The following is a 23,644-nucleotide window of genomic DNA, read 5'->3' as shown; positions in this document are numbered from 1 at the left end:
CGCCGCGAGCTCCGTGCGGACTGTCCGGGCGGTGGGCACGCACTACACTGGACGGGATTCCAGACCACTGTCGACGAGGAGCACACGTGTCCGGGCATTCCAAGTGGGCGACGACCAAGCACAAGAAGGCCGTCATCGACGCCAAGCGCGGCAAGCTGTTCGCGAAGCTGATCAAGAACATCGAGGTCGCGGCGCGCACCGGCGGAGGAGACCCCGCGGGCAACCCGACCCTGTTCGACGCGATCCAGAAGGCGAAGAAGTCCTCGGTCCCGAACGACAACATCGACCGCGCCGTCAAGCGCGGCTCGGGCCTCGAGGCCGGCGGGGCCGACTACGAGACGATCATGTACGAGGGCTACGGCCCCGGCGGTGTGGCGGTGCTCATCGAGTGCCTCACCGACAACCGCAACCGCGCGGCGGGCGAGGTGCGCATCGGCCTGACCCGCAACGGCGGCTCGCTCGCGGACCCGGGCTCGGTGTCCTACCTGTTCTCCCGCAAGGGCCAGGTGATCGTCTCGAAGGAGGGCGGCACCGACGAGGACGCCCTCATGGAGGCCACGCTCGACGCCGGCGCCGAGGAGATCAACGACCTGGGCGACGTGTTCGAGATCATCTCGGAGGCGACCGACTTCGTGGCTGTCCGCTCCGCGCTGCAGGAGGCCGGCATCGACTACGAGAGCGCGGAGGCGACGTTCCTGCCCTCGATGAAGATCGAGATGGACGTCGACGGCGCCAAGAAGATGCTCCGCCTGATCGACGCGCTCGAGGACAGCGACGACGTCCAGAACGTGTGGGCGAACTTCGACGCGTCCGACGAGGTGCTCGAGGCCGCGCAGGCCTGACGGTCGCCGGCGGGGGACGATGCGCATCCTGGGGGTCGACCCCGGCCTCACCCGGTGCGGGCTCGGCGTGATCGAGTCGGCCTCGGCCCGGCGCGTCACCCTGGTCGACGTCCGTGTCGCGACCTCGCCGTCGACGCTCGAGACCCCGGCGCGGCTCGCCCAGATCTCGGCGGTTCTCGAGGCGGTGCTCGACGAGCACCGTCCCGAGGCCCTCGCGATGGAGCGCATCTTCGCCCGCTCGAACGTCTCGACCATCATGGGCACCGCGCAGGTGTCGGGCGTGATCATGCTCGCCGCCGAGCGCCGGGGCATCCCGCTGTCGCTGTACACCCCGTCCGAGGTCAAGGCGGCCGTCACGGGCGACGGCCGCGCCGGCAAGGAGCAGGTCACCTTCATGGTGCAGCGGCTGCTCGGCCTCGCGGAGGCGCCGCGACCGGCCGACGCGGCCGACGCCCTCGCGATCGGCATCGCCCACGCGTGGCGCGGGGCGGCGGCACCCGTGGGCTCGGGCGCGACCACCGATGCGCAGCGCCGCTGGGCGGAGGCGGAGAAGGCGGCGCGTCGGCGTTCCTGATCCCCGCCGCGTCGGATATCGTGTTCGCACAGGTGTTCGAATCGGCGTGAGCCGGGGAGGGGGGCGCGGGTGATCGCGCAGCTGACCGGGACCGTCGCCCACGTGGGCGCGTCCGCCGTCATCCTGGACGTCGCCGGCGTCGGCTACCGCATCCTCGCGACCCCCGCCTCGCTGGGCGAGCTCCACGCGGGGCGCGACGTCACGGTCCACACGCACATGGTGGTCCGCGAGGACTCGATGACCCTGTTCGGGTTCCTCAGCGCAGGGGAGCGGGACACGTTCGAGCAGCTGCAGTCGGTGCAGGGGGTCGGCGCGAAGCTCGCCCTCGCGATGCTCGCCGTCCACTCGCCCGAGGCGCTGGCGTCGGCCGTGGCCGCGGGCGATCAGAAGGCGCTGACCAAGGTGCCCGGGATCGGCCCCAAGGTCGCCTCGCGCCTGCTGCTGGAGCTGGGCGGCAAGCTGGTGCTGCCCGAGGCGGGCGCGTCCGCGGGGGCGCCGGCGACAGCGGCCGACGCGCGCGGCGAGGTGGTCGAGGCGCTGGTCGGGCTGGGCTACGCGGCCAGGCAGGCGCAGGCCGCGGTGGACGCGGTGGCGCCCGACGAGGTCGCGGCGGCGGAGGCGGGGTCCACCCTGCGGGCCGCCCTCAAGCACCTGGGAGGCACGCGTGGATGACGAGGCGCGGGTGGTCGACGCGGACGCGGACGCGATCGAGCGGTCCAAGGAGGCCGCGCTCCGGCCGGAGACGCTCGAGGAGTTCGTCGGCCAGCGGGTGGTGCGGGAGCAGCTCGGGCTCGTCCTGAGCGCCGCCGTCGGCCGCGGCACGCCGCCCGACCACGTCCTCCTGTCCGGCCCGCCCGGGCTGGGCAAGACCACGCTGGCGATGATCATCGCCGCCGAGCTCGGGACCACGCTGCGCGTCACCTCCGGCCCCGCGATCCAGCACGCGGGCGACCTCGCCGCCATCCTGTCCTCGCTCGACGAGGGCGACGTGCTGTTCCTGGACGAGATCCACCGCCTCGCACGGCCCGCCGAGGAGATGCTCTACCTCGCGATGGAGGACTTCCGGGTGGACGTGGTGGTGGGCAAGGGTCCCGGCGCCACCTCGATCCCGCTGAGCCTGCCGCCGTTCACGGTGGTCGGGGCGACCACGCGCGCCGGCCTCCTTCCCGCGCCCCTGCGCGACCGCTTCGGATTCACCGGGCACCTCGACTTCTACGAGGACGACGAGCTGCGCGCGATCGTGGTGCGCTCCGCCTCGAAGCTCGGCCTGTCGATCGCCCACGACGCCGCCCATGAGATCGCGTCCCGCTCCCGGGGCACCCCGCGCATCGCGAACCGCCTGCTGCGCCGCGTGCGCGACTGGGCGGAGGTGCACGGCTCGGGACGCGGCGACATGGAGGCCGCGCAGGCCGCGCTCGACGTGTACGAGGTGGACGAGCGCGGCCTGGACCGCCTCGACCGGGCGGTGCTGAAGGCGCTGTGCCTGCGGTTCGCCGGCGGCCCGGTCGGCCTGTCCACCCTCGCCGTCACCGTGGGCGAGGAGACGGAGACGGTCGAGACGGTCGCCGAGCCGTTCCTGGTGCGCGAGGGGCTGATGAGCCGCACCCCGCGCGGACGCATCGCGACGGCCGACGCGTGGCACCACCTGGGCCTCGCGCCCCCGGCGGAGGCCGTCGCCGGCGACTCCGGCGGCCGGCTGTTCGGCTGAGCGGGTCCGCGCGCTCCGCCTCTCACGTGGGATGACCTCGATATGTCGCGCACGCGCGTGCCGCAATTCGACGCCTGGGACCCCACCCGCCTAGAATCGCCCGGGGCTCATGACGAGCCGAGACCGTGAGGAAACCTGTGGCACGTGTGAAGAATGGGGCGCGTCGTGCGCTCGTGTGGCTGGGCGCCATCGTCGTGGGGCTCTACGGCCTCCTGGCGGTCGGCGTCCTGACGGGTGGAGCGTCGTGGACGCCCTCCCTGGCGCTGGACCTGGCCGGAGGACGCCAGATCATCCTGACGCCGACCCTCGCCGAGGGCTCGGACCAGGAGATCGACCAGGCGGACCTCGAGCAGGCGGTCGAGATCATCCGCCGACGCATCGACGCGTCCGGCGTGGCCGAGGCCGAGATCTCGACGCAGGGCAACAACATCGTGGTGGCCCTGCCGGGCAACCCCGATGCCGCGACCGTCGACCTGGTGCGCCAGAGCGCCCAGCTCGAGTTCCGCCCTGTGCTCGTGGTGGGCAGCCCGCTGCCGGTGACCGAGGCGAGCGCCACGCCCGAGCCGTCCGCCAGCGCGTCGGCCGACGCGTCCGCGACGCCCGAGCCGTCCGCCTCCGCCACGGACGATGCAGCGGCATCGTCCGACGCCGAGGCCACCGCGGAGCCGACGGCGTCCGCGACCGCCGAGGCCGCCGCATCGTCCTCCGCCAGCGCGTCGCCTGAGGCGACCGCGACCGACGACGCGACCACCTCCGACACCGTCTCGGCGTCCGACCTCTCGTGGGTGACGGACGAGGTCCAGGCCGAGTACGACGCGCTGGACTGCACCGCGGAGGAGAACCTCTCGGGCGTCGCGCCCCAGGATCCCGACGCCGCCGCCGTGGTCTGCGACCAGACCGGCGTCGCGAAGTACATTCTGGGCCCGCAGGAGATGTCCGGCATCGACGTCGCCACCGCGACCTCCGGACCCGAGCTGAGCTCGCAGGGCACGCTCACCGGCCGCTACGAGGTCCGCCTCGAGCTGACCGACGACGGCGGCTCGATCTTCGCCGACATCACCGGGCGCATCAAGGACCTGGAGTCCCCGCGCAACCAGTTCGCGATGGTGCTCGACGGCGTCGTGATCTCCGCGCCGTCCGTGTCGACCACCATCACCGGCGGCCAGGCCTCCATCACGGGCTCCTTCACGCAGGAGTCGGCGCAGCAGCTCGCGAACCAGCTGAAGTTCGGTGCGCTGCCGCTCACGCTGACCGTGCAGTCGGAGGAGCAGATCTCCGCGACGCTCGGTGCCGACCAGCTCGAGAAGGGCCTCATCGCCGGCGCGATCGGCCTGGTGCTCGTGGTGATCTACTCGCTCATCCAGTACCGCGCGCTCGGCCTGGTGACGGTCGGCTCGCTCGCGATCGCGGGCACCATCACCTACGCGTTGATCGCGCTGCTGTCGTGGACCATCGGGTACCGCCTGTCGCTCGCCGGTGTCGCCGGTCTGATCGTGGCGATCGGTGTCACCGCGGACTCGTTCATCGTCTACTTCGAGCGCGTCCGCGACGAGCTGCGCGAGGGACGCTCGCTCCAGGCGGCGATCGACCACGGCTGGCGTCGGGCCCGTCGCACCATCCTGGCCTCGGACGCCATCAACATCCTCGCGGCCGTGGTGCTCTACGTGCTCGCCGTCGGCGGCGTGCGCGGCTTCGCGTTCACGCTGGGACTGACGACGCTCGTCGACATCCTCGTCGTGTTCATGTTCACGCACCCGATCCTGATGCTGCTCGCCAAGACGTCGTTCTTCGGCGGCGGTCACCAGTGGTCGGGCCTGGACCCGCGGCAGCTGGGCCGTGACACGGTGTACAAGGGCCGCGGCAAGGTCGTGCTGGGCAGCAAGCCCACGCTCGCCGAGCGCAAGGCCGCCGAGCGCGCCGCGGCCAAGGAGGCCGACGCGCAGGAGACGACCCCCGCCTCGACCGAGGGGGAGGAGAACCGATGAAGCTCAACCTGGCCCAGTGGGGCAACAGCCTCCACTCCGGTGAGAAGGTCTACCCGATCGTCCCGCAGCGCAAGCGCTGGTTCGCGGTCTCCGCGGTGCTGATCGCCGCCTCGATCGCGCTGCTGCTGATCAAGGGGCTCAACCCGGGCATCGACTTCTCGGGCGGCACCGAGTTCCGCGTCACCGACGCCCCGAACCCGGACACCGCGATCGCGCAGGAGGTGGTCGACGCCGCCGGCGTCGAGGGCACCGCGCGGATCACCGTCCTCGGCGAGAACGACGTGCGCGTCCAGATCGGCGTGGTCGAGTCCGAGACGGCCCGGGAGCTCACCACCGAGCTCGCGGACGCGTACGAGGTCGACGCCGAGGCGGTCAGCTTCACGCAGATCGGCCCGACGTGGGGAGCCGAGGTCGGCAAGAAGGCCGTCCAGGGCCTCGTCATCTTCCTGATCCTCGTCACCGTGGTGATGTCGCTGTACTTCCGCGCGTGGCGGATGGCGGCCGCGGCGCTGATCGCGCTGGCGCACGACCTCATCATCACGGTCGGCGTGTACGCGCTCGTCGGCTTCGAGGTCACGCCCGCGTCCGTGATCGGCTTCCTGACCATCCTCGGCTACTCGCTCTACGACACGGTCGTGGTGTTCGACAAGGTGCGCGAGAACACCGCGAACCTCACCTCGCAGCACCGGTACACGTACGACGAGCTCGCCAACCTGGCGCTCAACCAGACGCTGGTGCGCTCGATCAACACCTCGGTCGTGGCGCTTCTGCCCGTCAGCGCGATCCTGTTCATCGGCGCCTTCGTGCTCGGTGCGGGCACGCTGCAGGACATCGCGCTCGCGCTGTTCGTCGGCATGGCGGTCGGCACGTACTCGTCGATCTTCGTGGCGACGCCGGCCGAGGTCGCCCTGCGCGACTCGGAGACGAAGATCAAGGAGCACACCCAGAAGGTGCTCGCCATGCGCGAGTCCGGCTCCTCGGACGTCACCATCGCGGCGGACGGCTCGGTGCGTGTCGGGGCCGTGGACAAGGGCGCGCATCAGGGTTCGTCCGCTCAGCCGCGCCGCAAGAACCGCAAGGCGTAGCAGGCGCCGGCGGGGGACCGCCGCTCGGACGGCCCGGTGGGACGACCCGCCGGGCCGTTCCGCGTCCCGGCCGGCGGCGGCCCGAACCGGGACCATAGCGCCGTTCCGGGGTGCCCTCGCACCTGGATAGACTGACCGTCTACGAGTCTCGGAGGTGCGCGTGACCGATACCCGGCCCCCGACCGGGACCCTCGGGCCCCTCGGCTTCCTGCGCCGGGGCACCAGGGAGACCAGCGCGATCGACGGTGTGCTCGACACGTACCGCCGCATGTACCCGCGCGGGCGCACCACGCTGATCGAGCAGGCGTACAAGGTCGCGGAGAAGGAGCACCGCGGCCAGAAGCGCAAGAGCGGCGAGCCGTACATCACCCATCCGATCGCGGTCGCGCAGATCATCGCGGACCTGGGGATGCCGGACTCCGTGATCGCCGCCGCGTTGCTGCACGACGTGGTCGAGGACACCGAGTACCCGCTCGAGCGGATGCGCGCCGAGTTCGGCGACGAGGTCGCCATGATCGTCGACGGCGTCACCAAGCTCGACAAGGTCACCTACGGCGACGCCGCGCAGGCGGAGACCGTGCGCAAGATGGTCGTCGCCATGGCGAAGGACATCCGCGTCCTGCTGCTGAAGCTCTGCGACCGGCTCCACAACGCCCGCACCTGGAAGTACGTCTCGGCCGAGTCGGCCCGCAAGAAGGCCCAGGAGACCATCGAGATCTATGCGCCGCTCGCGCACCGCATGGGGCTGAACGCGATCAAGTGGGAGCTCGAGGACCTCAGCTTCCAGACGCTGTACCCGAAGATCTACCAGGAGATCGTCCAGGTGGTGACGGAGCGGGCGCCCGAGCGGGAGAAGTACCTCGCGCAGGTGCGGGCGGAGATCGAGAAGGACCTGCGCGCCATGCGCATCAAGGGCGAGGTCACCGGCCGTCCCAAGCACTACTACAGCGTGTACCAGAAGATGATCGTCCGAGGCCGCGACCTCAACGACATCTACGACCTGGTCGGGATCCGGATCCTGGTCGAGACGGTTCGCGACTGCTACGCCGTCCTGGGCGCGATGCACGCCAGGTACCAGCCCGTGCCGGGCCGGTTCAAGGACTACATCGCGATGCCCAAGTTCAACCTGTACCAGTCCCTTCACACCACCGTGATCGGACCGACCGGCAAGCCCGTCGAGCTGCAGATCCGCACCTACGACATGCACCGCCGTGCGGAGTACGGCCTCGCGGCGCACTGGCGGTACAAGGAGAACACCAAGACCGGCGGCGAGTCGACCGGCGGCCAGGGCGACATGGGCTGGCTCCGGCAGATCGCGGACTGGCAGCAGGAGACCGCGGACCCGACCGAGTTCCTCGACAGCCTGCGCGGGGAGATCTCGCGCGCCGAGGTCTACGTGTTCACCCCGCGCGGCAAGCTGCTGTCCCTGCCGCAGGGTGCGACCCCGATCGACTTCGCCTACTCGGTCCACACCGAGGTGGGGCACAAGACCATCGGCGCCAAGGTCAACGGCCGGCTGGTGCCGCTCGACTCGCGGCTCGAGAACGGCGACACGGTCGAGGTGCTCACCACCTCGGACGAGAACGCGCACCCGAAGCGCGACTGGCTCGACTTCGTGCAGTCCACGCGCGCGAAGAACAAGATCCGCCAGTGGTTCACGCGCGAGCGGCGCGAGGAGTCCATCGAGGCCGGCCGCGACATGCTGGCGCGCGCGATCCGCCGCCAGCAGCTGCCGATGCAGCGCCTGATGAGCCGCCCGACGCTGCTCGCGCTCGCCAAGGAGATGCACTACGAGGACGTCGACGGCCTCTACGCGGCGATCGGCGAGCACAAGGAGCAGGCCTCCGACGTGGTGCGCCGGATGGTCGAGGCGGTCGGCGGCCAGGAGGGCGCGGACGAGGACATCACGGAGATGGCCCGCCCGGGAGTGCCGCCACGCGCCCGCCGCGGCGACGTGGGCGTGTCCGTCCACGGCCTCACCGACGTGGTGGTCAAGCTCGCCCGCTGCTGCACTCCCGTGCCCGGCGACCCGATCCAGGGCTTCATCACCCGCGGCGCGGGGGTCTCGGTGCACCGCGCCGACTGCGACAACCTCAAGCAGCTCCGCGGCCAGCAGGAGCGGTTCATCGACGTCGAGTGGACCGGAGAGAACTCCGGGACCTTCCTGGTGCAGATCGAGGTCGAGGCGCTCGACCGCAACCGCCTCCTGTCGGACGTCACGCACGTGCTGTCCGACCATCACGTCAACATCCTGTCCGCCAACGTGTCGACCACGCGCGACCGGGTCGCGATGTCGAGCTTCCAGTTCGAGATGGCGGACCCGTCGCACCTGGGCGCGATCCTCAACGCGGTGCGCCGCATCGACGGCGTCTACGACGCGCGGCGCGTCACGAACACCAAGCGTCCCGCCTGATCCGCGTCGCGCGCGCGGATGATCGCGGCGAGCGACGCGCGCACGCGGGCGAAGCCCGACCCCTGGGGTCCGTCGAGCCCGAGTGACGCGCGCAGCCCCGCGACCGACACCGCGCCCACGTCGAGCGCGCGCATCGTCACGGCGATGGCGTCGCCCAGGTCCTCCCAGCGGAGGGCGTCGAGGCACGCACGTTCCGGGGGCGCCACGCGGCACCCCTCGTGGGGCTCACCCAGCCGCGCCGTGACCCCCGAGTGGAACACGAGCAGCGGGTCGACGATGCGGTGCAGACCGCGGGGCCCCGCCACGTGCCACTCGGGAGGGGCGGTCGGGACGATGCCGTGGACCCAGAGCGCCGCCGTCCCCGTGAGCACGGTGTGGGCGGGCACGCGCGAGGACGCGTGGTGTGCGCGCAGCCCGGGGGAGTCGGGCACGTCCGCGGGCAGCGCGGCCCCGGGGGCGAAGGGACGCATGGTGCCGTCGCGGAGCATGCGTGCGTGGGCGGGGCGCCCGACCAGGGCGGGGGTCACGATCAGCATGCCTGCCATGATGCGGGCACGCCGCGGCCGCGGGCGTGGGCCTGTGGACAGCAGCCCCGAGACGCCGCAGGGCCCCGCCCATGCGGACGGGGCCCTGCGGGATCGGCTGCGGGTCAGAGCACGTCGAGCCACGACTTCTGCGCGGCGAGCGTGTCCTCGAGCTTCTTGGTGTCCTTCTTCGCCTTCTTGGCCACGGCGATCTCCTCCTCGAGGGAGGCGATCGACGCCTGGAGCTGGGTGGCCATGCCGGAGCTGCGGGCCTCCTTCTCCGGGTTGCGGCGGTCCCACTCGGCCTCCTCGGCGTCGCGGACGGCCTTCTCGACCGCACCCATCCGCTTGGCTAGGCGGGCGGCGTCCGCGCGCGGCACGCGGCCGGCGGCCTCGAAGCGGTCCTGGAGCGGGCGGAGCGCCTGCTTGACGGCCTGCAGGTCCTTGATCGGCAGGAGCGCCTCGGCCTCGACGACCGCGGCCTCCTTGCCCTCCACGTTGCCCGACAGGGCCTCGTCCTCGGCGTCGGACGCCGAGCGCCGGGCCTCGAAGAACGAGTCCTGGGCGGCCTGGAACCTCTTCCACAGCGCGTCGTCGACGCTGCGTCGGCCACGGCCGGCGGTGCGCCACTCGCCCATCAGGTCGCGGAAGCCACGGGCGCCGCGGTCCCAGTCGGTGGTCTGCGCGAGCTCCTCGGCCTTGGCGACCAGGGCCTCCTTGCGCGAGGCGACGTCGGTGTTGGCACGGTCGAGCTCGGCGAAGTGGTGCTTGCGAGCCTTCTCGAAGGCCGAGCGGGCGTGGGTGAAGCGCTTCCAAAGCTCACGCTCGACGTCCTTGGGGATGCGGGCGCCGGCGCGCTGCGCCTCCTTCCACGCGTCGAGCAGGGCGCGCAGCTCCGCCGTGTCGTTCTTCCAGTGGACCTGGCCCTCGGGCTTCGCGGCGAGCGCCTCGGCGGTCGCGACGATCTGCTCGCGTGCGGCGAGCGCCTCCTCACGGGCGACGCGCCGCTCCTCCAGGATCCGGTCGCGGACCGTCACGGCCTCGGAGCGGATCTCCTCGAGCCGCGCCTTGACGGGGTCGAGATCGCCGATTACGGCGGGCGTCGACACGGCGGCGTCGAGGTGCGCGAGGGTCTCGTCGATGTCCTTGGGGCCGAGCTCGGCGGTGGCGAGTCGGGCGTGGAACCGCTCGACGGACGCCTCGAGCTCGAAGTACGCGACCGCGTAGGCGTGCAGCGCATCGTCATCCGCTGCGGGACCCACCTCGACGCGCTCGTCGTCGACGATCACGTAGGCGACGCCGTCCTCGACCAGGCCGTGCGCGAGAGCCTCCTCCATGCGCTCCTCGCTGACATCCGCGACGACGGGCACCGCGACCACGTGGTGCGTGGCCTGCTTCGCGACGACGACGGGTGAGGGCGCCTTGAACGAGCCGGGCTTCGGTACGCCGGGCTTGGGGGCGCGCGGCTTGGGCGCGGCGGCGGGAACCGGGGCCGCCGCGGCGGGCTCCTCGGCAGCCTCCGGAGCCGGCGCCGCCGCCTCGTCCGAGGCGGCCTCCGTCTCCTCGGTCGCGGCCTCGACCGCCTCGACGGCGGTCTCCTCGGCGGTGGGGGTCTCGGTCTCCGCGGGCGCGCCCGCGGGAACCTCGGTGGTCGGCGCCTTCTCGGCGTCGGAAGCGGTCATGAGACGGATACCTCGTTCACGATGACGGACAGGGCCGGGCGACCGTCGGTGTCCCCGGTGATGGTGCCTGCGGCGGCAACACGGTCAACAATATCCAGTCCGTCAACCACGTGACCGAACACGGTGTAGCCGCCGGCTGCGTCCGCGGGGATGGTCGAGTCCTCGTAGACCAGGAAGAACTGGCTGCCCATCGACTCGCCGTCGCCGCCGACGCGGGCCATGGCCAGCGTCCCGGCGGGGTAGACGTCGTCCGCCGGCGCGTTCTCGACGGGGCCGAAGCGGTAGGCGGGGCCGCCCGTGCCGGTGCCGGTGGGGTCGCCGCACTGGAGGACGTAGATCCCGGCGGTCGTCAGCCGGTGGCAGTCGGTCCCGTCGAAGTAGCCGTCTCCCGCGAGGGCGAGGAACGATGCGACGGCCTGGGGCGCCGCGGCGCCGTCGAGCTCGACGACGAGGTCACCCTGGTTGGTCGAGACCGTGGCGGTCCAGGTCGCGCCCTCCGCGGTCGCGGGGTCGGGCGGCTCGGGCGAGACGGCCCAGCCGGTCATCTCCTCGCCGTCGGCGACGTCGACGGCGTCGTCGGTGGAGGTGCCGGAGGTCGCGGTGGCGGACGGCTCGGAGGCGGCCGCGGTCGAGGCGTCGCTGGAGTTGGCCTGAAGGGCCACCAGGATCACGGCCAGGCCGCCTCCCAGCACCAGCCCGGCGATCACCAGGATCGCGGTGATCCGGATCACCCGCTGCTTGCGCGCCTCCTTGGCGGCGCGGCGGGCCTCGTAGTGCTGCTGCTTCTTGGCGGCCTGCGCGCGTGCCTGCTTCTTGGTGGTCATCGTCTCTGCTCCTGGATCGCGACTGCCCGCGCAAGTCTACGGTCACGGATACGGGACAATGGGCGGCATGGCTCGCGTGCAACCACTGTCCGGATTCCCCGAATGGACCCCGCAGGAGCGGCTGGTCGAGGCCCATGTGCTGGCCACGCTGCGGGAGGTGTTCGCCCTCCACGGCTTCGGCGAGATCGAGACCCGCGCCGTCGAGCCGGTCGAGCGGCTCGCGGGCGACTCCGAGGCATCCAAGGAGATCTACGCGATCGGGCGCCTCAACGCCGACGAGCAGGCCGGGCGCGAGGCCAAGCTGGGCCTGCACTTCGACCTCACCGTGCCGTTCGCTCGCTACGTCGAGGAGAACCAGGGGCGCCTCCAGTTCCCGTTCCGCCGCTTCCAGATCCAGAAGGTCTGGCGCGGCGAGCGGCCGCAGGAGGGGCGCTTCCGGGAGTTCTACCAGGCCGACATCGACGTCGTGGGGCGGGACCGCCTCCCTGAGCACCTCGAGGCGGAGGTCGCTATCGTGATGGCGCGCGCGCTGCGCGAGCTGCCGCTGCCCCCGGCCCGGATGCACCTCAACAACCGTGCCCTGGTCGAGGGCTTCTACCGCGGCGTCGGGATCCTCGACGTCGCCGGCGCGCTGCGCTCGGTCGACAAGCTCGACAAGATCGGCGCGGACGGCGTGCGCGAGGAGCTGCACGGCAAGGGCGTGAGCCCCGAGGCCGTCGGTGCGATCCTCGAGCTCGCGGCGATCCAGACGCCGGACGGGTCGTTCGTCGACCTGGTCGAGGCGCTGTGGGACCACGCGCCGATCGTGGACGACGCGGACGAGGCTCGCGAGCACTTCGATCGGGGCGCCCGGTCGCTCGCGGCGCTGGTCGACGCCGTGAACGCCGCCGTCCCCGACACCGCGCTCGCCGATCTGCGCATCGCGCGCGGGCTCGACTACTACACGGGCGCGGTGTACGAGACCGTGCTCGAGGGCCACGAGGACCTGGGATCGATCTGCTCGGGCGGTCGCTACGACTCCCTGGTGGCCGGTGGAGGGTTCCCCGGAGTCGGCATGTCGATCGGCGTCAGCCGGCTGGTGAGCCGGATGCTCGGCGCGAACCTCGCGACCGCGACCCGTTCCGTGCCGTCGGCCGTGCTGGTGGCCGTCACCGACGAGGAGCACCGTGCGGCCTCGTCCGCGCTCGCCGACCGTCTGCGCACGCGAGGCATCCCGACCGAGGTGTCGCCCAACGCCGCGAAGTTCGGCAAGCAGATCCAGTACGCCGACCGTCGTGGGATCCCGTTCGTGTGGTTCCCGCCGGCGCCCGGCGACGGTGGTGACGGCGAGGTCAAGGACATCCGCTCGGGCGATCAGGTGCCCGCCGACGCCGACGCCTGGACGCCCCCGACCGAGGACCTCAAGCCGCGCATCGTCCGCGGCTAGACTGGTACCCGCTCTTCACAACCCCCGCGCTCCTCGCGCGATAGAAAGGCAAGCCCTTGCTCCGCACGCATCTCGCTGGAAACCTGCGCGCCGCCGACGCCGGCGCCACCGTCACCCTCGCCGGTTGGGTGGGCCGCCGCCGCGATCACGGCGGTGTCGCCTTCATCGACCTGCGCGACGCCTCGGGGCTCGCGCAGATCGTGATCCGCGAGGAGGTCGCGCACGCGCTGCGCACCGAGTACGTCATCCAGGTGACCGGCGAGGTCCGTCTGCGGCCCGAGGGCTCCTCCAACCCGAACATGCCGTCGGGTGAGATCGAGGTCGCGGTCAGCGACGTCACCATCCTCAACGAGTCGGCCCCGACGCCGTTCCCGATCGACGAGCACGTCACCGTGGGCGAGGAGGCGCGCCTCAAGCACCGCTACCTCGACCTGCGCCGCCCGGCGCCGCGCTCCAACATCGTGCTGCGGTCCGAGGTCAACAAGGCCGCCCGCCGCGTGCTCGAGCGCCACGACTTCCTCGAGATCGAGACGCCCACGCTGACGCGCTCCACCCCGGAGGGCGCCCGCGACTTCCTGGTGCCCGCGCGCCTGTCGCCCGGCTCCTGGTACGCGCTGCCGCAGTCGCCGCAGCTGTTCAAGCAGCTGCTGATGGTCGCCGGCATGGAGCGGTACTACCAGATCGCCCGCTGCTACCGCGACGAGGACTTCCGTGCGGATCGTCAGCCCGAGTTCACCCAGCTCGACATCGAGATGAGCTTCGTGGACCAGGACGACGTGATCGCGCTGGGCGAGGAGCTCGTCAAGGAGCTGTGGGCGCTCATCGGCTACGAGGTCCCGCTGCCGATCCCGCGCCTGACCTTCGCGGAGGCGATGGCGCGGTTCGGCTCCGACAAGCCCGACCTGCGCTTCGGCCTCGAGCTCACCGAGCTGACCGAGTACTTCGGGGAGACCCCGTTCCGGGTGTTCCAGGCGGAGTACGTGGGCGCGGTGGTCATGCCCGGCGGCGCCTCGCAGCCCCGCAAGACGCTCGACGCGTGGCAGGAGTGGGCCAAGCAGCGCGGCGCCAAGGGTCTCGCGTACGTGCTGGTGCAGGAGGACGGCACGCTCGGCGGCCCCGTCGCGAAGAACCTGTCCGAGTCCGAGCTCGCGGGGCTCGCGGAGGCCGTGGGCGCCAACCCCGGAGACTGCATCTTCTTCGCGGCCGGCCGGACCGGCGCGTCGCGCGCGCTGCTCGGCGCCGCGCGGAACGAGATCGCGAAGCGGGTCGGCCTGATCGACGAGGACCGCTTCGAGTTCTGCTGGGTGGTCGACGCGCCGCTGTTCAAGCCCGTCGACGTGGACGACGACGACGTCGCGCTCGGCCACTCCGCCTGGACCGCGGTGCACCACGCGTTCACCAGCCCCAAGCCCGAGTTCATGGACACCTTCGACACCGACCCGGGTCCGGCGCTCGCCTACGCCTACGACATCGTCTGCAACGGCAACGAGATCGGCGGCGGCTCGATCCGTATCCACCGCCAGGACGTGCAGGAGCGCGTGTTCCGCGTGATGGGGATCGGCGAGGAGGAGGCGCAGGAGAAGTTCGGCTTCCTCCTCGACGCCTTCCAGTTCGGCGCGCCGCCGCACGGCGGCATCGCGCTCGGCTGGGACCGCGTCACCGCGCTGCTGGCCAAGGCCGACTCGATCCGCGACGTCATCGCCTTCCCGAAGTCGGGCGGCGGATACGACCCGCTCACCGCCGCTCCGGCGCCGATCACGCCGGAGCAGCGTGCCGAGGCGGGCGTCGACTTCGTGCCCGAGGAGGAGCCGGCCGAGGCGTAGGCCGAGGCCTCTCAGCCGTCCACGAGCGCGGGATCCCTCCGGGGGTCCCGCGCTCGAAGCGTCTCTGCGCGCGCCGACGCCTGCCCCGCCATGCGCCCGGCAGCGGGACGATGCGGTGGCTGAGGCGACGAGGTGAGTACATTGTGTACACATGGCACACAGGCGTACCCTCGGTGCCATGGACATCGTCTCGACCCGCGACCTGCGCCTGCACCTCGCCGACGTTCTCGGCAGGGCGTCGCATGGCCACGAGCGCATCGGGATCAGCCGCAACGGCAAGCTCGCCGCCGTGGTGATCGGCGTCGAGGACCTCGAAGCGCTGGAGGCATTCGAGGACGCACAGGACCTCGCCGCGTATCGCGAGGCGATGGACGAGGATGACGGCACCAGGATCTCGCTCGACGAGCTGCGGGCGGGCCTCTCCGGGTGACCTATCGGATCGACTTCACGCGCCGGGCGGCGCGCGAGGTGGCGGGCCTCGACCGTGTCCCGCGCAAGCGCGTCCTCGACGCGATCGAGCGGCTCGGTCGCGATCCGCGACCTGCCGGTGCGCGTCGTCTCGTGGGTGCCGAGGGCGTGTGGAGGCTCCGCGCCGGGGACTATCGCGTGATCTACGAGATCGATGATGACGTGATCACGGTGACCGTCATCCGAGTCGCGCACCGACGCGAGGTCTATCGCTAGCCGCCGCCGCGCCCGTTGCGGGCGGCCGCGGCCCGCGGGCGCTCCACAGCACGCCCCCGATCACGAGGGCGCCGCCGACGAGCTCGAGAGGCGCGGGCGCCTCACCGAGCGCGAGCCAGGCGGTCGAGATCCCGACCACCGGCACGAGCATCGAGAAGGGCGCGACGGCGCCCGCGGGATGACGTGCCATCAGCCAGACCCAGATCCCGGAGCCGAGCAGCGTGCCGAGGAGCACCGTGTAGCCGAGCCCGATCCACGCGGGGACGGCCGCGGCGCTGAGCGAGGTCGTCAGCGATGCGCCGATCCGCGCGGGGCCCTCCACCACGAGCGCCAGCGCGAGCATGGGCAGGGGCGGGACGATGCTCATCCACAGCACCAGGTGCAGCGGATTCTCGGCACGAGCCTGGCGGCTCGCGAGGTTGCCGAGCGCCCAGCCCAGCGCGCCCAGGACGACGAGCAGGAACGGTCCCAGCGGGGCGGACGTGCCGTAGGACAGGCCCACGACGGCCAACCCGGCCGTAGCGACCCCGACCCCGACGAGGCGTCGGGCGCCGAGACGCTCCTTCAGCAGGAGGGCGCCGAGCAGCACGGTGAAGGGCGCCGACGCCTGCAGCACCAGCGACGACAGTCCCGTCGGGAACCCGGCGGCCATCCCCAGGTAGAGGAACAGGAACTGCAGCGTGCCGAAGCCCACGCCGTAGCCGATCAGCCAGCGCCACCGCACCCGGGGGCGCGGCACCAGGATGAGGGTGGGGACGGCGATCAGCGCGAAGCGGAGCGCGATCAGGAACAGCGGGGGGAACTGCGTGAGCGACGCGTGGATCGCCAGGAAGTTGAGTCCCCAGAGGACGGCGACGACGATCGCGAGGAGCACGTGGCGGGTGGGCATGGTGTCAGCATGGGCGGCCGGTGCGTGAAGGACAAGCGCACAGAGCTGCAGTGCAAGTTTAGGATGCCTTCATGGAAGTGCGTCATCTCGAGCTCCTGCGCGATCTCAAGGAGAGGGGCACCCTCGGCGCTGTCGCCGCGGCGACCTACCGGACGCCGTCGGCGCTGTCGCAGCAGCTGCGCACCGCGGAGCGCGAGCTCGGCGTGGCCCTGGTCGAGCCGGCCTCCCGCGGCCTGCGGCTGACCTGGGCGGGGGAGATCCTCGCCTCCGGCGCGGACGACGTCCTCGCGGCGATCGCCCGGGTCCAGGCCGCGGTGGATGCCGGCCGGGGCCAGCCGGCAGGGACCGTGCGGATCGGGACGCTCCCGTCGGCGGGCGCGGCGCTGCTCCCCGCGGTGCTCGAGCGGCTCGCGGGGGGCCGGATCACGATCGAGCTCGAGGACTTCGACCTGGCGGAGGCAGACTACGCCGGGCGCACCCTCGATCACGACCTGGTGATCGCCCACAGCCTCGCCGCCGACGTGCCGCTCGGCGCCGAGGGGCTCGTCTCCCGGGTCATCGCGCGGGAGCCCATCGACGTGGCGGTCGCGACCGGTCATCCGCTCGCCGCTCGAACGGCGCTCGAGCCGGCGGACGTGGCCGGCGAGCGGTGGATCGCCGTGCCCCGGGGGTTCCCGTTCGCGACCATCCTGGAGTCGGTCGAGGCCGCGACGGGCGCGACGCTCGACCGCGTGATCGAGATCCGCGACAACCGCCTGGTCGAGTCGCTCGTCTCGCGCGGCGTCGGGGTCGCCCTGCTGCCCCGGTTCTCGACGCCGCGAGGCGACTACCGCCTGGTGCCGCTGCGCGGGGTGCGGGCGGTGCGCAGCATCGTCGCGATCGGTCGCGCCGACCGGGTCGAGCGCCAGGCGGTGCGGGCCGTGCTGGACCTGCTCGCCGATGTCGGCGCGGGCCTCAATGCTGGAGGTTGAGTCGACGGTGGAGGCGGCGGAGCGGCGCGGGCGCCCACCAGTTCCAGTCGCCCAGGAGCGTCATGGTCGCGGGCACCAGCAGCATGCGCACCACGGTCGCGTCGAGCAGCACGGCGAACGCGAGGCCCACGCCCACCTCCTTGATCATCAGCAGGTCGCCCAGGGCGAAGCCGAGGAACACGAGCACGATCACGGTGGCGGCGGAGGTGATGATGCGCCCCGAGCGCTGGAGACCCTTCCTGACCGCCGCATCGTTCGACTCGCCGGCGTCGACGTACTCCTTGACGCGTGACAGCAGGAACACCTCGTAATCCATGGCGAGGCCGAAGCCGAAGGCGACGATGATCACCGCGACGTAGGTCTCGACGCCGCCGGTCGAGGTGAACCCCAGCGTGGCCTCGAGGTGGCCCTCGCCGAAGATCCACGTCACCACGCCGAGCGTCGCGAGCAGCGACAGCGAGTTGATGAGGAGGGTCTTGAGCGGGACCAGCAGGGACCCCGTCATGAGGAACAGCAGCACGAACGTCGCGATGACCACGACGGTGCCGGCGATCAGCGCGCCCTCGCGGATCGCGTCGGTGAAGTCGAGCTGCGTCGCGGCGACCCCGCCCACGTGGACCTCGACGTCCGTGGGGACCTGCCGGATGTCGCGGACGACCGCGGTGGCCTCGGAGCCTGACGAGTCGGCGGCTGCGAGGCGGACGCCGACGAACGTCTCGCCCCCGGCGACCTCGGGCTCGAGGACGGCGGTGACCCCCTCGACATCGGCGACCGCGTCGAGGTACGGCGCGAGCTCGGCAGGGCTCGCGAGCGAGTGCACCGTCACCGCGGGCTCCGCGAGGTCGGGGAAGCCGACGGTGAAGGCGTCGATGTAGTCCCGGCGCTCGTTGCCGACCGGCAGGGCCTCGATGTCCGAGCTGCGCAGGTTGAGCTGGAGCACGGGCGAGGCGAGCACGAGCAGGAGCGCCGTGGTGGCGGCCACCACGAGCCACGGCCGGCGCTGGACCCACCCCGCGAGACGCGAGAAGGCGCCGTGCTCGCGGTCGACGTTCGACGTGGTGCGGATGATCCGGCGCAGGCCGGGGACGCGCGCGAGGAGGCCCGCTCCGACGATGCGGGGCGCCAGCAGGTACAGCACCGCCGGGACGATCGTGAGGGCCGCGATCATCGCGGTGGTCACCACGCCGATCGCGGCGCCGCCGAAGCCGCGCATCATCTCGGGGCTGAAGAAGATCATGCCGCCCACGGACACGGCCACGATGAGCCCGGAGAACAGCACCGTGCGTCCGGCCGTCGCGAGCGTGCGCTCCAAGGCCTCGGCGCGCGCCTCCCGCGGGTCGGTGCCCGCGCGGTGCAGCTCCTCCCGGAAGCGGGAGACCAGCAGCAGCCCGTAGTCGATCGACAGGCCGATGCCGAGGACGGTGACCACGTTGACGGCGCTCTGGTCCAGGTCGAGCAGGTAGGAGAAGCCGTAGAGGACGGCGAGCCCGCCCGCGATCGAGGCGACGGCGCCCGTGAGCGGCGTCGCGGCGGCGAGGAAGCCGCCGAAGACGAACACCATGACGATCAGCGCGGCGGGCAGCGCGACGATCTCCCCGGTGATGAGGTCCTGCTCGAGCTGCGCCGTGAAGTCGTCGAACACCAGGGGGTTGGAGAACGCACGCGATACCGCGTCCGGGTGGGCGGCGGTCATCGCGTCGACGTGCCCGGCGACCAGGTCGGCGATCTCCAAGTGCGTCTCCAGCGGGTCGTCGTCGCCGAAGCTCTCGAAGGTGACGTCGATCAGGTACCCGGTGCGGTCGGCGTCGATCAACGCCGCCATCTGCGCAACCGGATCCACCTGCGCGGCATCGGGATCGGGGACGTAGGCGGGCCCCACCCCCAGCCCGAACGGGCTCGCGACGGTCGCGACGCGGGGGAGCGCGGCGATCTCGTCGACGGCCTCGGCCGTCTCCTGGGCGACCACCGCATCGTCCACGTCGACGCCGGTGACGTAGATCGCGAGGCGCGGCCCCGTCTCCGGGTCCTGCGTGCGGATGCGCGCCTCGTAGACCTCCCAGGAGTCCGAGCCGGTGACGAGCGGCGGACCCGTGGTCACCCGCTGGAACAGGCCCTCGCCGGTGACGCCGACCGTGGCGAGGGCGTACAACCCGAGCGTTCCGAGCACGGCGAGGACGACCACGGTGCGAGGGGCGCGCGCGATGACCCGCGCCAGCCGGACCAGGGGGCTCATGGTCACAGGCTAGGGCGCGGCGCGCGGCACGGACAGGGCGAAACGTGACATTTCTCACCGTTCGGATGCTGGGGTCCGTCTGTGCTCTCCGTTAGGGTCGCAGGGAGCCGCGGAACCAGGCAGGGTTCGGCGGCGCACGCAGCGACCCGGGCTCGCCCCCTCGACGCCCGGAGGGACGGAGGCGAACGTGCGGACCCCCTTCACCCGAGCGCGGACCCTGGCGGGTGCGCTGATCGGGCTCATGCTGGTCGGGGTCGCGACGCCCTCCGCGAGCGCGGCCACGGGCTTCGTGGACGTCAGCGACGACCACCCGTTCGCGACGGAGATCCGCTGGATGGCGGATGCCGGCATCTCGAACGGCTGGTCGACGGGATCCGGGAACGAGTACCGCCCGAGCGCGACCATCACCCGCGACGCGATGGCGGCCTTCCTGTACCGCTACGCCGGCTCGCCGAGCTTCTCCGCGCCCCGCACGCCGTCCTTCAGCGACGTGACCCCGGAGACGTCCGAGTTCTACAAGGAGATCGAGTGGCTCGCGGCCGAGGGCATCTCCACGGGCTGGTCCGACGGGACCTTCCGGCCCCTCCGGTCGGTGAGCCGCGACGCGATGGCGGCCTTCCTGTTCCGGTTCGCGGACGGCGAGGAGACGGACGCCGCGACGGCGTTCGCGGACTCGGACACCTCGGAGCACGCCGTCGCGATCGAGTGGCTCGCGACCCAGGGCATCTCGGAGGGATGGCTGAACTGGCGCGGCCGGGTGTTCAAGCCGAAGCTGAGCATCGCGCGCGACGCGATGGCGGCGTTCCTCTACCGCCTCGAGCACGGCGCGGAGCCGGTGCTCGCCCATGAGCCGGTGTTCGAGTCGCGGGCTCGCGTGTACGTGACGGCGAGCACGGTCTACGTGAGGTCCAAGCCGTCGAGCTCCGCCGGCGTCAAGGCGATGGCGTACAAGAACGCCACGGGCATGTTCGACGGGGCGCGCGAGTACGGCTGGCAGCGCGTCGAGATCGGCGGCACCGTCGGGTGGATCCAGACCACGAACCTCACGCGCACCAAGCCGAGCTCGACCACGCAGCGCATCGGCCTCAAGTCCTCCGAGATCGTGGTGCGCGACTCGCCGTCCACGTCCGGCTCCGTGCTCCTGCGCATCTCCCAGGGCGAGCGCGGGCAGTTCCTCAACATCCGCCGCAACGGCGAGTGGTGGCAGGTGCGCTTCCGCGACACGGTCGGCTGGGTGAAGGCCTCCAAGCTGAACCTGGCGCCGAAGTACAACGCGTCGAAGGCCCTCGCCAAGGCGTGGTCGCAGGTCGGGTACCGGTCGCCGGACTGGAACAACAACAAGTTCAACGACTGGGCCGGTGGCGACAACCCGTGGTGCATGGTGTACCAGATGTGGGTCATGGACCAGATCGGTTTCCCGCAGGGCGTGCCCTTCGAGCTCCTGTTCTCCGACTGGGCGAAGGAGGCGATGGCGTCGGGCGTGGTCGACACGGATGTGAAGGCTTCCGACCTGCAGCCGGGCGACATCGTGCTGGTCGACTGGGCGCCGTACAACGGCCCGACCCACACGGGCATGGTCGACCACGTGGTGAACAGCACCACCGTGGTCCTGGTGGAGGGCAACACGCTCGACGGCACGGGTGACCGGACGCGCGGCGTGTACGTGCGCACCCGGCAGATCGTCGACATGTACGGCGTCTTCGACCCCGACGAGTACGCGCGCGTCCACGGCTACTGAGCCGCGCACGCGCTGTCACCGGCACCGCCTACGCTGGTCCGCATGGATCTGTTCGACTCGGCGCGCACCGGCGCGTCGGGCGTGCCCGAGACCTTGGGCAACGCCCCGCTCGCGGTGCGGATGCGGCCGCGAAGCCTCGACGAGGTCGTGGGCCAGTCGCACCTGCTCGCGGACGGGTCGCCGCTGCGGCGTCTGATCGGCGACGATGCGCCGGCGACCTCGGTGATCCTGTGGGGTCCGCCGGGAACGGGCAAGACCACGCTCGCGTACCTGGTCGCGGGCAACCGGCGGTTCGTCGAGCTGTCCGCCGTCACGGCAGGCGTCAAGGACGTGCGGGCCGTGGTGGACGACTCGAAGCGCCGGATCGCGACCGGCGAGCGCGAGACCGTGCTGTTCGTCGACGAGATCCACCGCTTCACCAAGAGCCAGCAGGACGCCCTGCTGCCCGCGGTCGAGAACCGCTGGGTGACGCTGATCGGCGCGACCACGGAGAACCCGTCCTTCTCCGTGGTGGGCCCGCTGCTGTCGCGGTCGCTGCTGCTCACGCTGCAGCCCCTCGGGGGTGGGGACATCGCCGCGCTGCTGGCGCGGGCGGTGGACGATGCGCGGGGTCTCGGCGGCTCGGTGGACCTCGAGGAGGAGGCGCGCGATCACATCGTGCGCGTCGCGGGCGCGGACGCGCGGAAGGCGCTGACGCTGCTCGAGTCCGTCGCGCAGGCGGCCGACGGCGGCACCGTGACGGCCGCGCTGACCGAGGCGACCATGGACGCGGCGCTGGTGGCCTACGACAAGTCGGGCGACCAGCACTACGACGTCATCAGCGCGTTCATCAAGTCGGTGCGCGGCTCCGACGTCGACGCGGCGCTGCACTACCTGGCCCGGATGGTGGTGGCGGGGGAGGACCCGCGCTTCATCGCGCGCCGGCTCGTGATCCTCGCGTCCGAGGACATCGGGCTCGCGGACCCGCAGGGGCTGGTGATCGCCCAGGCCGCCGCCGACGCGGTGAGCTTCATCGGCATGCCGGAGGGCCGCATCGTCCTGGCGGAGGCGACCGCCTACCTCGCGAGCGCGCCCAAGTCGAACCGCGCGTACGTCGCGATCGACAAGGCGATCGCGGACGTGCGCGCGGGCCGCGCCGGCGTGGTCCCGGGGCACCTGCGCGATGCGCACTACGCCGGGGCCAAGGACCTCGGGCACGGGAAGGGCTACGAGTACTCGCATGACGCCCCCCACGGCGTGGCGGCGCAGGAGTACCTGCCGGAGACGCTCGAGGGCGCCCGCTACTACGAGCCCACGGAGCACGGCTACGAGCGCACGCTCAGCGAGCGGCTGCGCATGATCCGCGGGATGCTCGGCCGGGAGTCCTGAGACCGCGCGTCGTCCGTGGCGTCCGGGCCCGTGCTCTGGTAATCTTTTCTAGCCCTCGCGGACGGTTGGCTGCTGTCGCCGCGAACTCAGCACACACAATCATTTCCAGGTGCGCATCCGCGCGCGCCTGGGCAGTGAAGGAAATCATGACCTCTGTTCAGAAGGCACGTCGCCAGGTCCGCCTGTCGCGCAGCCTCGGGATCGCGCTGACCCCGAAGGCCGTCAAGCACTTCGAGAAGCGCCCCTACCCGCCGGGTGAGCACGGCCGTACCGCCCGCCGCAAGGAGAGCGACTACGCCGTGCGTCTGCGCGAGAAGCAGCGTCTTCGCGCGCAGTACGGCCTCCGCGAGAAGCAGATGACCTCGACCTACGCCGAGGCGAAGAAGGAGTCCGGTCTGACCGGTGAGGCCTTCGTCGAGCTTCTCGAGATGCGCCTCGACGCCCTGGTGCTGCGTGCCGGCTTCGCCCGCACCATCCTCCAGGCCCGTCAGTCGGTCCTGCACCGCCACATCCTCGTGGACGGCAAGATCGTCGACCGCCCCTCGTTCCGCGTGAAGCCCGGCCAGACCATCCAGGTCAAGCCCAAGGCCGTCACCATGGAGCCCTACATGGCCGCCGCCGCCGGTGCTCACCGCGACGTGCTGCCCCAGGTGCCGGAGTACCTCAACGTCACGCTTGAGAAGCTCACCGCCACGCTGGTCCGCCGCCCGAAGCGCGCCGAGGTCCCCGTGACCTGCGACGTGCAGCTGGTCGTCGAGTACTACGCGCGCTGATCGCACCGCGAGGCACTGAACCGCCTCGCACCGCCGAGGGCCGCGGCGTCCCGCCTCACGAGGCTGGGATGCCGCGGTCCTTTGCGTAGGATTCACCACGGG

20 protein-coding genes are annotated in these 23,644 nt (G+C 71.8%); 15 read left to right on the top strand and 5 right to left on the bottom strand.

All coding sequences use genetic code 11. The annotated features are described in order from the left end of the window. The first annotated feature begins 86 nt into the window (after positions 1 to 86). The 7 genes from QQX10_RS00990 to QQX10_RS00960 all read left to right on the top strand — a co-directional run bounded on the left by QQX10_RS00990 (position 87) and on the right by QQX10_RS00960 (position 8,607). A complete protein-coding gene (locus QQX10_RS00990; RefSeq protein WP_301144323.1) occupies positions 87 to 842 on the top strand; it encodes a YebC/PmpR family DNA-binding transcriptional regulator in 756 nt (251 codons plus the stop codon). 19 nt (positions 843 to 861) lie between these two features. Further along, positions 862 to 1,416: a crossover junction endodeoxyribonuclease RuvC gene (gene ruvC, locus QQX10_RS00985; protein ID WP_301144322.1), complete on the top strand. Its 555-nt coding sequence runs from the start codon at positions 862 to 864 to the stop codon at positions 1,414 to 1,416. A gap of 69 nt (positions 1,417 to 1,485) precedes the next feature. After that, the gene (gene ruvA / locus QQX10_RS00980; protein WP_301144321.1) at positions 1,486 to 2,088 is read left to right on the top strand and encodes a Holliday junction branch migration protein RuvA; all 603 of its coding nucleotides are present in this window, start codon (positions 1,486 to 1,488) and stop codon (positions 2,086 to 2,088) included. After that, on the top strand, positions 2,081 to 3,124 hold the full coding sequence (gene ruvB / locus QQX10_RS00975) for a Holliday junction branch migration DNA helicase RuvB (RefSeq protein ID WP_301144320.1): 1,044 nt from the start codon (positions 2,081 to 2,083) through the stop codon (positions 3,122 to 3,124). The genes ruvA and ruvB overlap by 8 nt, the downstream gene beginning before the upstream one ends. A gap of 137 nt (positions 3,125 to 3,261) precedes the next feature. Then, complete coding sequence (gene secD / locus QQX10_RS00970) at positions 3,262 to 5,109, top strand: protein translocase subunit SecD (protein ID WP_301144319.1); 1,848 nt, start codon at positions 3,262 to 3,264, stop codon at positions 5,107 to 5,109. Beyond that, positions 5,106 to 6,194 carry a protein translocase subunit SecF gene (gene secF / locus QQX10_RS00965; protein WP_301144318.1) on the top strand — a complete coding sequence of 363 codons (1,089 nt, stop codon included), beginning with the start codon at positions 5,106 to 5,108 and terminating at the stop codon, positions 6,192 to 6,194. The genes secD and secF overlap by 4 nt, the downstream gene beginning before the upstream one ends. 160 nt (positions 6,195 to 6,354) lie before the next feature. Continuing rightward, positions 6,355 to 8,607 (top strand): RelA/SpoT family protein, encoded by a 2,253-nt coding sequence (locus QQX10_RS00960; protein ID WP_301144317.1) that lies wholly within the window; start codon positions 6,355 to 6,357, stop codon positions 8,605 to 8,607. Here QQX10_RS00960 and QQX10_RS00955 read toward each other — a convergent pair. The 3 genes from QQX10_RS00955 to QQX10_RS00945 form a co-directional block, all read right to left on the bottom strand. After that, complete coding sequence (locus tag QQX10_RS00955) at positions 8,565 to 9,143, bottom strand: hypothetical protein (RefSeq protein WP_301144316.1); 579 nt, start codon at positions 9,141 to 9,143, stop codon at positions 8,565 to 8,567. The two genes, QQX10_RS00960 and QQX10_RS00955, sit on opposite strands and share 43 nt — an antisense overlap. A 113-nt stretch (positions 9,144 to 9,256) precedes the next feature. Further along, positions 9,257 to 10,813 (bottom strand): DUF349 domain-containing protein, encoded by a 1,557-nt coding sequence (locus QQX10_RS00950; protein ID WP_301144315.1) that lies wholly within the window; start codon positions 10,811 to 10,813, stop codon positions 9,257 to 9,259. Next, positions 10,810 to 11,637: a peptidylprolyl isomerase gene (locus QQX10_RS00945; RefSeq protein ID WP_301144314.1), complete on the bottom strand. Its 828-nt coding sequence runs from the start codon at positions 11,635 to 11,637 to the stop codon at positions 10,810 to 10,812. Before QQX10_RS00945 ends, QQX10_RS00950 begins: the two co-directional genes overlap by 4 nt. Positions 11,638 to 11,704: 67 nt before the next feature. Here QQX10_RS00945 and hisS point away from each other — a divergent pair, with 67 nt between their 5' ends. The 4 genes from hisS (at position 11,705) to QQX10_RS00925 (ending at position 15,570) form a co-directional block, all read left to right on the top strand. Next, positions 11,705 to 13,063 carry a histidine--tRNA ligase gene (hisS, locus tag QQX10_RS00940; RefSeq protein WP_301144313.1) on the top strand — a complete coding sequence of 453 codons (1,359 nt, stop codon included), beginning with the start codon at positions 11,705 to 11,707 and terminating at the stop codon, positions 13,061 to 13,063. Between the two features lie 56 nt (positions 13,064 to 13,119). Beyond that, positions 13,120 to 14,886: an aspartate--tRNA ligase gene (aspS, locus tag QQX10_RS00935; RefSeq protein ID WP_301144312.1), complete on the top strand. Its 1,767-nt coding sequence runs from the start codon at positions 13,120 to 13,122 to the stop codon at positions 14,884 to 14,886. A gap of 178 nt (positions 14,887 to 15,064) precedes the next feature. Then, positions 15,065 to 15,316 (top strand): type II toxin-antitoxin system Phd/YefM family antitoxin, encoded by a 252-nt coding sequence (locus QQX10_RS00930; protein ID WP_301144311.1) that lies wholly within the window; start codon positions 15,065 to 15,067, stop codon positions 15,314 to 15,316. Continuing rightward, the gene (locus tag QQX10_RS00925) at positions 15,313 to 15,570 is read left to right on the top strand and encodes a type II toxin-antitoxin system RelE family toxin (protein ID WP_301144310.1); all 258 of its coding nucleotides are present in this window, start codon (positions 15,313 to 15,315) and stop codon (positions 15,568 to 15,570) included. Before QQX10_RS00930 ends, QQX10_RS00925 begins: the two co-directional genes overlap by 4 nt. Here the strand turns inward: QQX10_RS00925 and QQX10_RS00920 are convergent. Next, positions 15,533 to 16,459, bottom strand: a complete 927-nt coding sequence (locus QQX10_RS00920) for an EamA family transporter (RefSeq protein WP_301144308.1) — start codon at positions 16,457 to 16,459, stop codon at positions 15,533 to 15,535. The genes QQX10_RS00925 and QQX10_RS00920 overlap by 38 nt on opposite strands. 71 nt (positions 16,460 to 16,530) lie before the next feature. Between QQX10_RS00920 and QQX10_RS00915 the strand changes: the two genes are divergently transcribed. Next, positions 16,531 to 17,430 carry a LysR family transcriptional regulator gene (locus QQX10_RS00915; RefSeq protein WP_301144307.1) on the top strand — a complete coding sequence of 300 codons (900 nt, stop codon included), beginning with the start codon at positions 16,531 to 16,533 and terminating at the stop codon, positions 17,428 to 17,430. Here the strand turns inward: QQX10_RS00915 and QQX10_RS00910 are convergent. Then, entirely contained in the window at positions 17,414 to 19,663 is a 2,250-nt protein-coding gene (locus QQX10_RS00910) for an MMPL family transporter (protein WP_301144306.1), read from the bottom strand. The two genes, QQX10_RS00915 and QQX10_RS00910, sit on opposite strands and share 17 nt — an antisense overlap. A gap of 187 nt (positions 19,664 to 19,850) precedes the next feature. On the opposite strand from QQX10_RS00910, the gene QQX10_RS00905 reads away from it, so the two are divergent. The 3 genes from QQX10_RS00905 to rpsD all read left to right on the top strand — a co-directional run bounded on the left by QQX10_RS00905 (position 19,851) and on the right by rpsD (position 23,542). Next, positions 19,851 to 21,401: an S-layer homology domain-containing protein gene (locus QQX10_RS00905; RefSeq protein WP_301144305.1), complete on the top strand. Its 1,551-nt coding sequence runs from the start codon at positions 19,851 to 19,853 to the stop codon at positions 21,399 to 21,401. 42 nt (positions 21,402 to 21,443) lie between these two features. After that, the gene (locus QQX10_RS00900) at positions 21,444 to 22,769 is read left to right on the top strand and encodes a replication-associated recombination protein A (RefSeq protein ID WP_301144304.1); all 1,326 of its coding nucleotides are present in this window, start codon (positions 21,444 to 21,446) and stop codon (positions 22,767 to 22,769) included. A 146-nt stretch (positions 22,770 to 22,915) separates the two neighbouring features. Next, on the top strand, positions 22,916 to 23,542 hold the full coding sequence (gene rpsD / locus QQX10_RS00895; RefSeq protein WP_062464577.1) for a 30S ribosomal protein S4: 627 nt from the start codon (positions 22,916 to 22,918) through the stop codon (positions 23,540 to 23,542). Positions 23,543 to 23,644: the final 102 nt, after the last annotated feature.

It is taken from the genome of Demequina lignilytica (assembly GCF_030418305.1).
In the GTDB taxonomy this organism is placed as follows: Bacteria; Actinomycetota; Actinomycetes; order Actinomycetales; family Demequinaceae; genus Demequina; species Demequina lignilytica.
Note: the sequence above shows the minus strand (reverse complement) of the source record. Positions and strands in the feature narration are given on the sequence as shown.

Coding starts and splice junctions, on each gene's coding strand:
- QQX10_RS00910 (WP_301144306.1), bottom strand. CDS start 19,663: ATGAGCCCCCTGGTCCGGCTGGCGCGGGTCATCGCGCGCGCCCCTCGC.
- ruvC (WP_301144322.1), top strand. CDS start 862: ATGCGCATCCTGGGGGTCGACCCCGGCCTCACCCGGTGCGGGCTCGGC.
- QQX10_RS00930 (WP_301144311.1), top strand. CDS start 15,065: ATGGACATCGTCTCGACCCGCGACCTGCGCCTGCACCTCGCCGACGTT.
- QQX10_RS00955 (WP_301144316.1), bottom strand. CDS start 9,143: ATGCTGATCGTGACCCCCGCCCTGGTCGGGCGCCCCGCCCACGCACGC.
- rpsD (WP_062464577.1), top strand. CDS start 22,916: ATGACCTCTGTTCAGAAGGCACGTCGCCAGGTCCGCCTGTCGCGCAGC.
- QQX10_RS00945 (WP_301144314.1), bottom strand. CDS start 11,637: ATGACCACCAAGAAGCAGGCACGCGCGCAGGCCGCCAAGAAGCAGCAG.
- QQX10_RS00950 (WP_301144315.1), bottom strand. CDS start 10,813: ATGACCGCTTCCGACGCCGAGAAGGCGCCGACCACCGAGGTTCCCGCG.
- secF (WP_301144318.1), top strand. CDS start 5,106: ATGAAGCTCAACCTGGCCCAGTGGGGCAACAGCCTCCACTCCGGTGAG.
- QQX10_RS00900 (WP_301144304.1), top strand. CDS start 21,444: ATGGATCTGTTCGACTCGGCGCGCACCGGCGCGTCGGGCGTGCCCGAG.
- QQX10_RS00915 (WP_301144307.1), top strand. CDS start 16,531: ATGGAAGTGCGTCATCTCGAGCTCCTGCGCGATCTCAAGGAGAGGGGC.
- QQX10_RS00920 (WP_301144308.1), bottom strand. CDS start 16,459: ATGCCCACCCGCCACGTGCTCCTCGCGATCGTCGTCGCCGTCCTCTGG.
- hisS (WP_301144313.1), top strand. CDS start 11,705: ATGGCTCGCGTGCAACCACTGTCCGGATTCCCCGAATGGACCCCGCAG.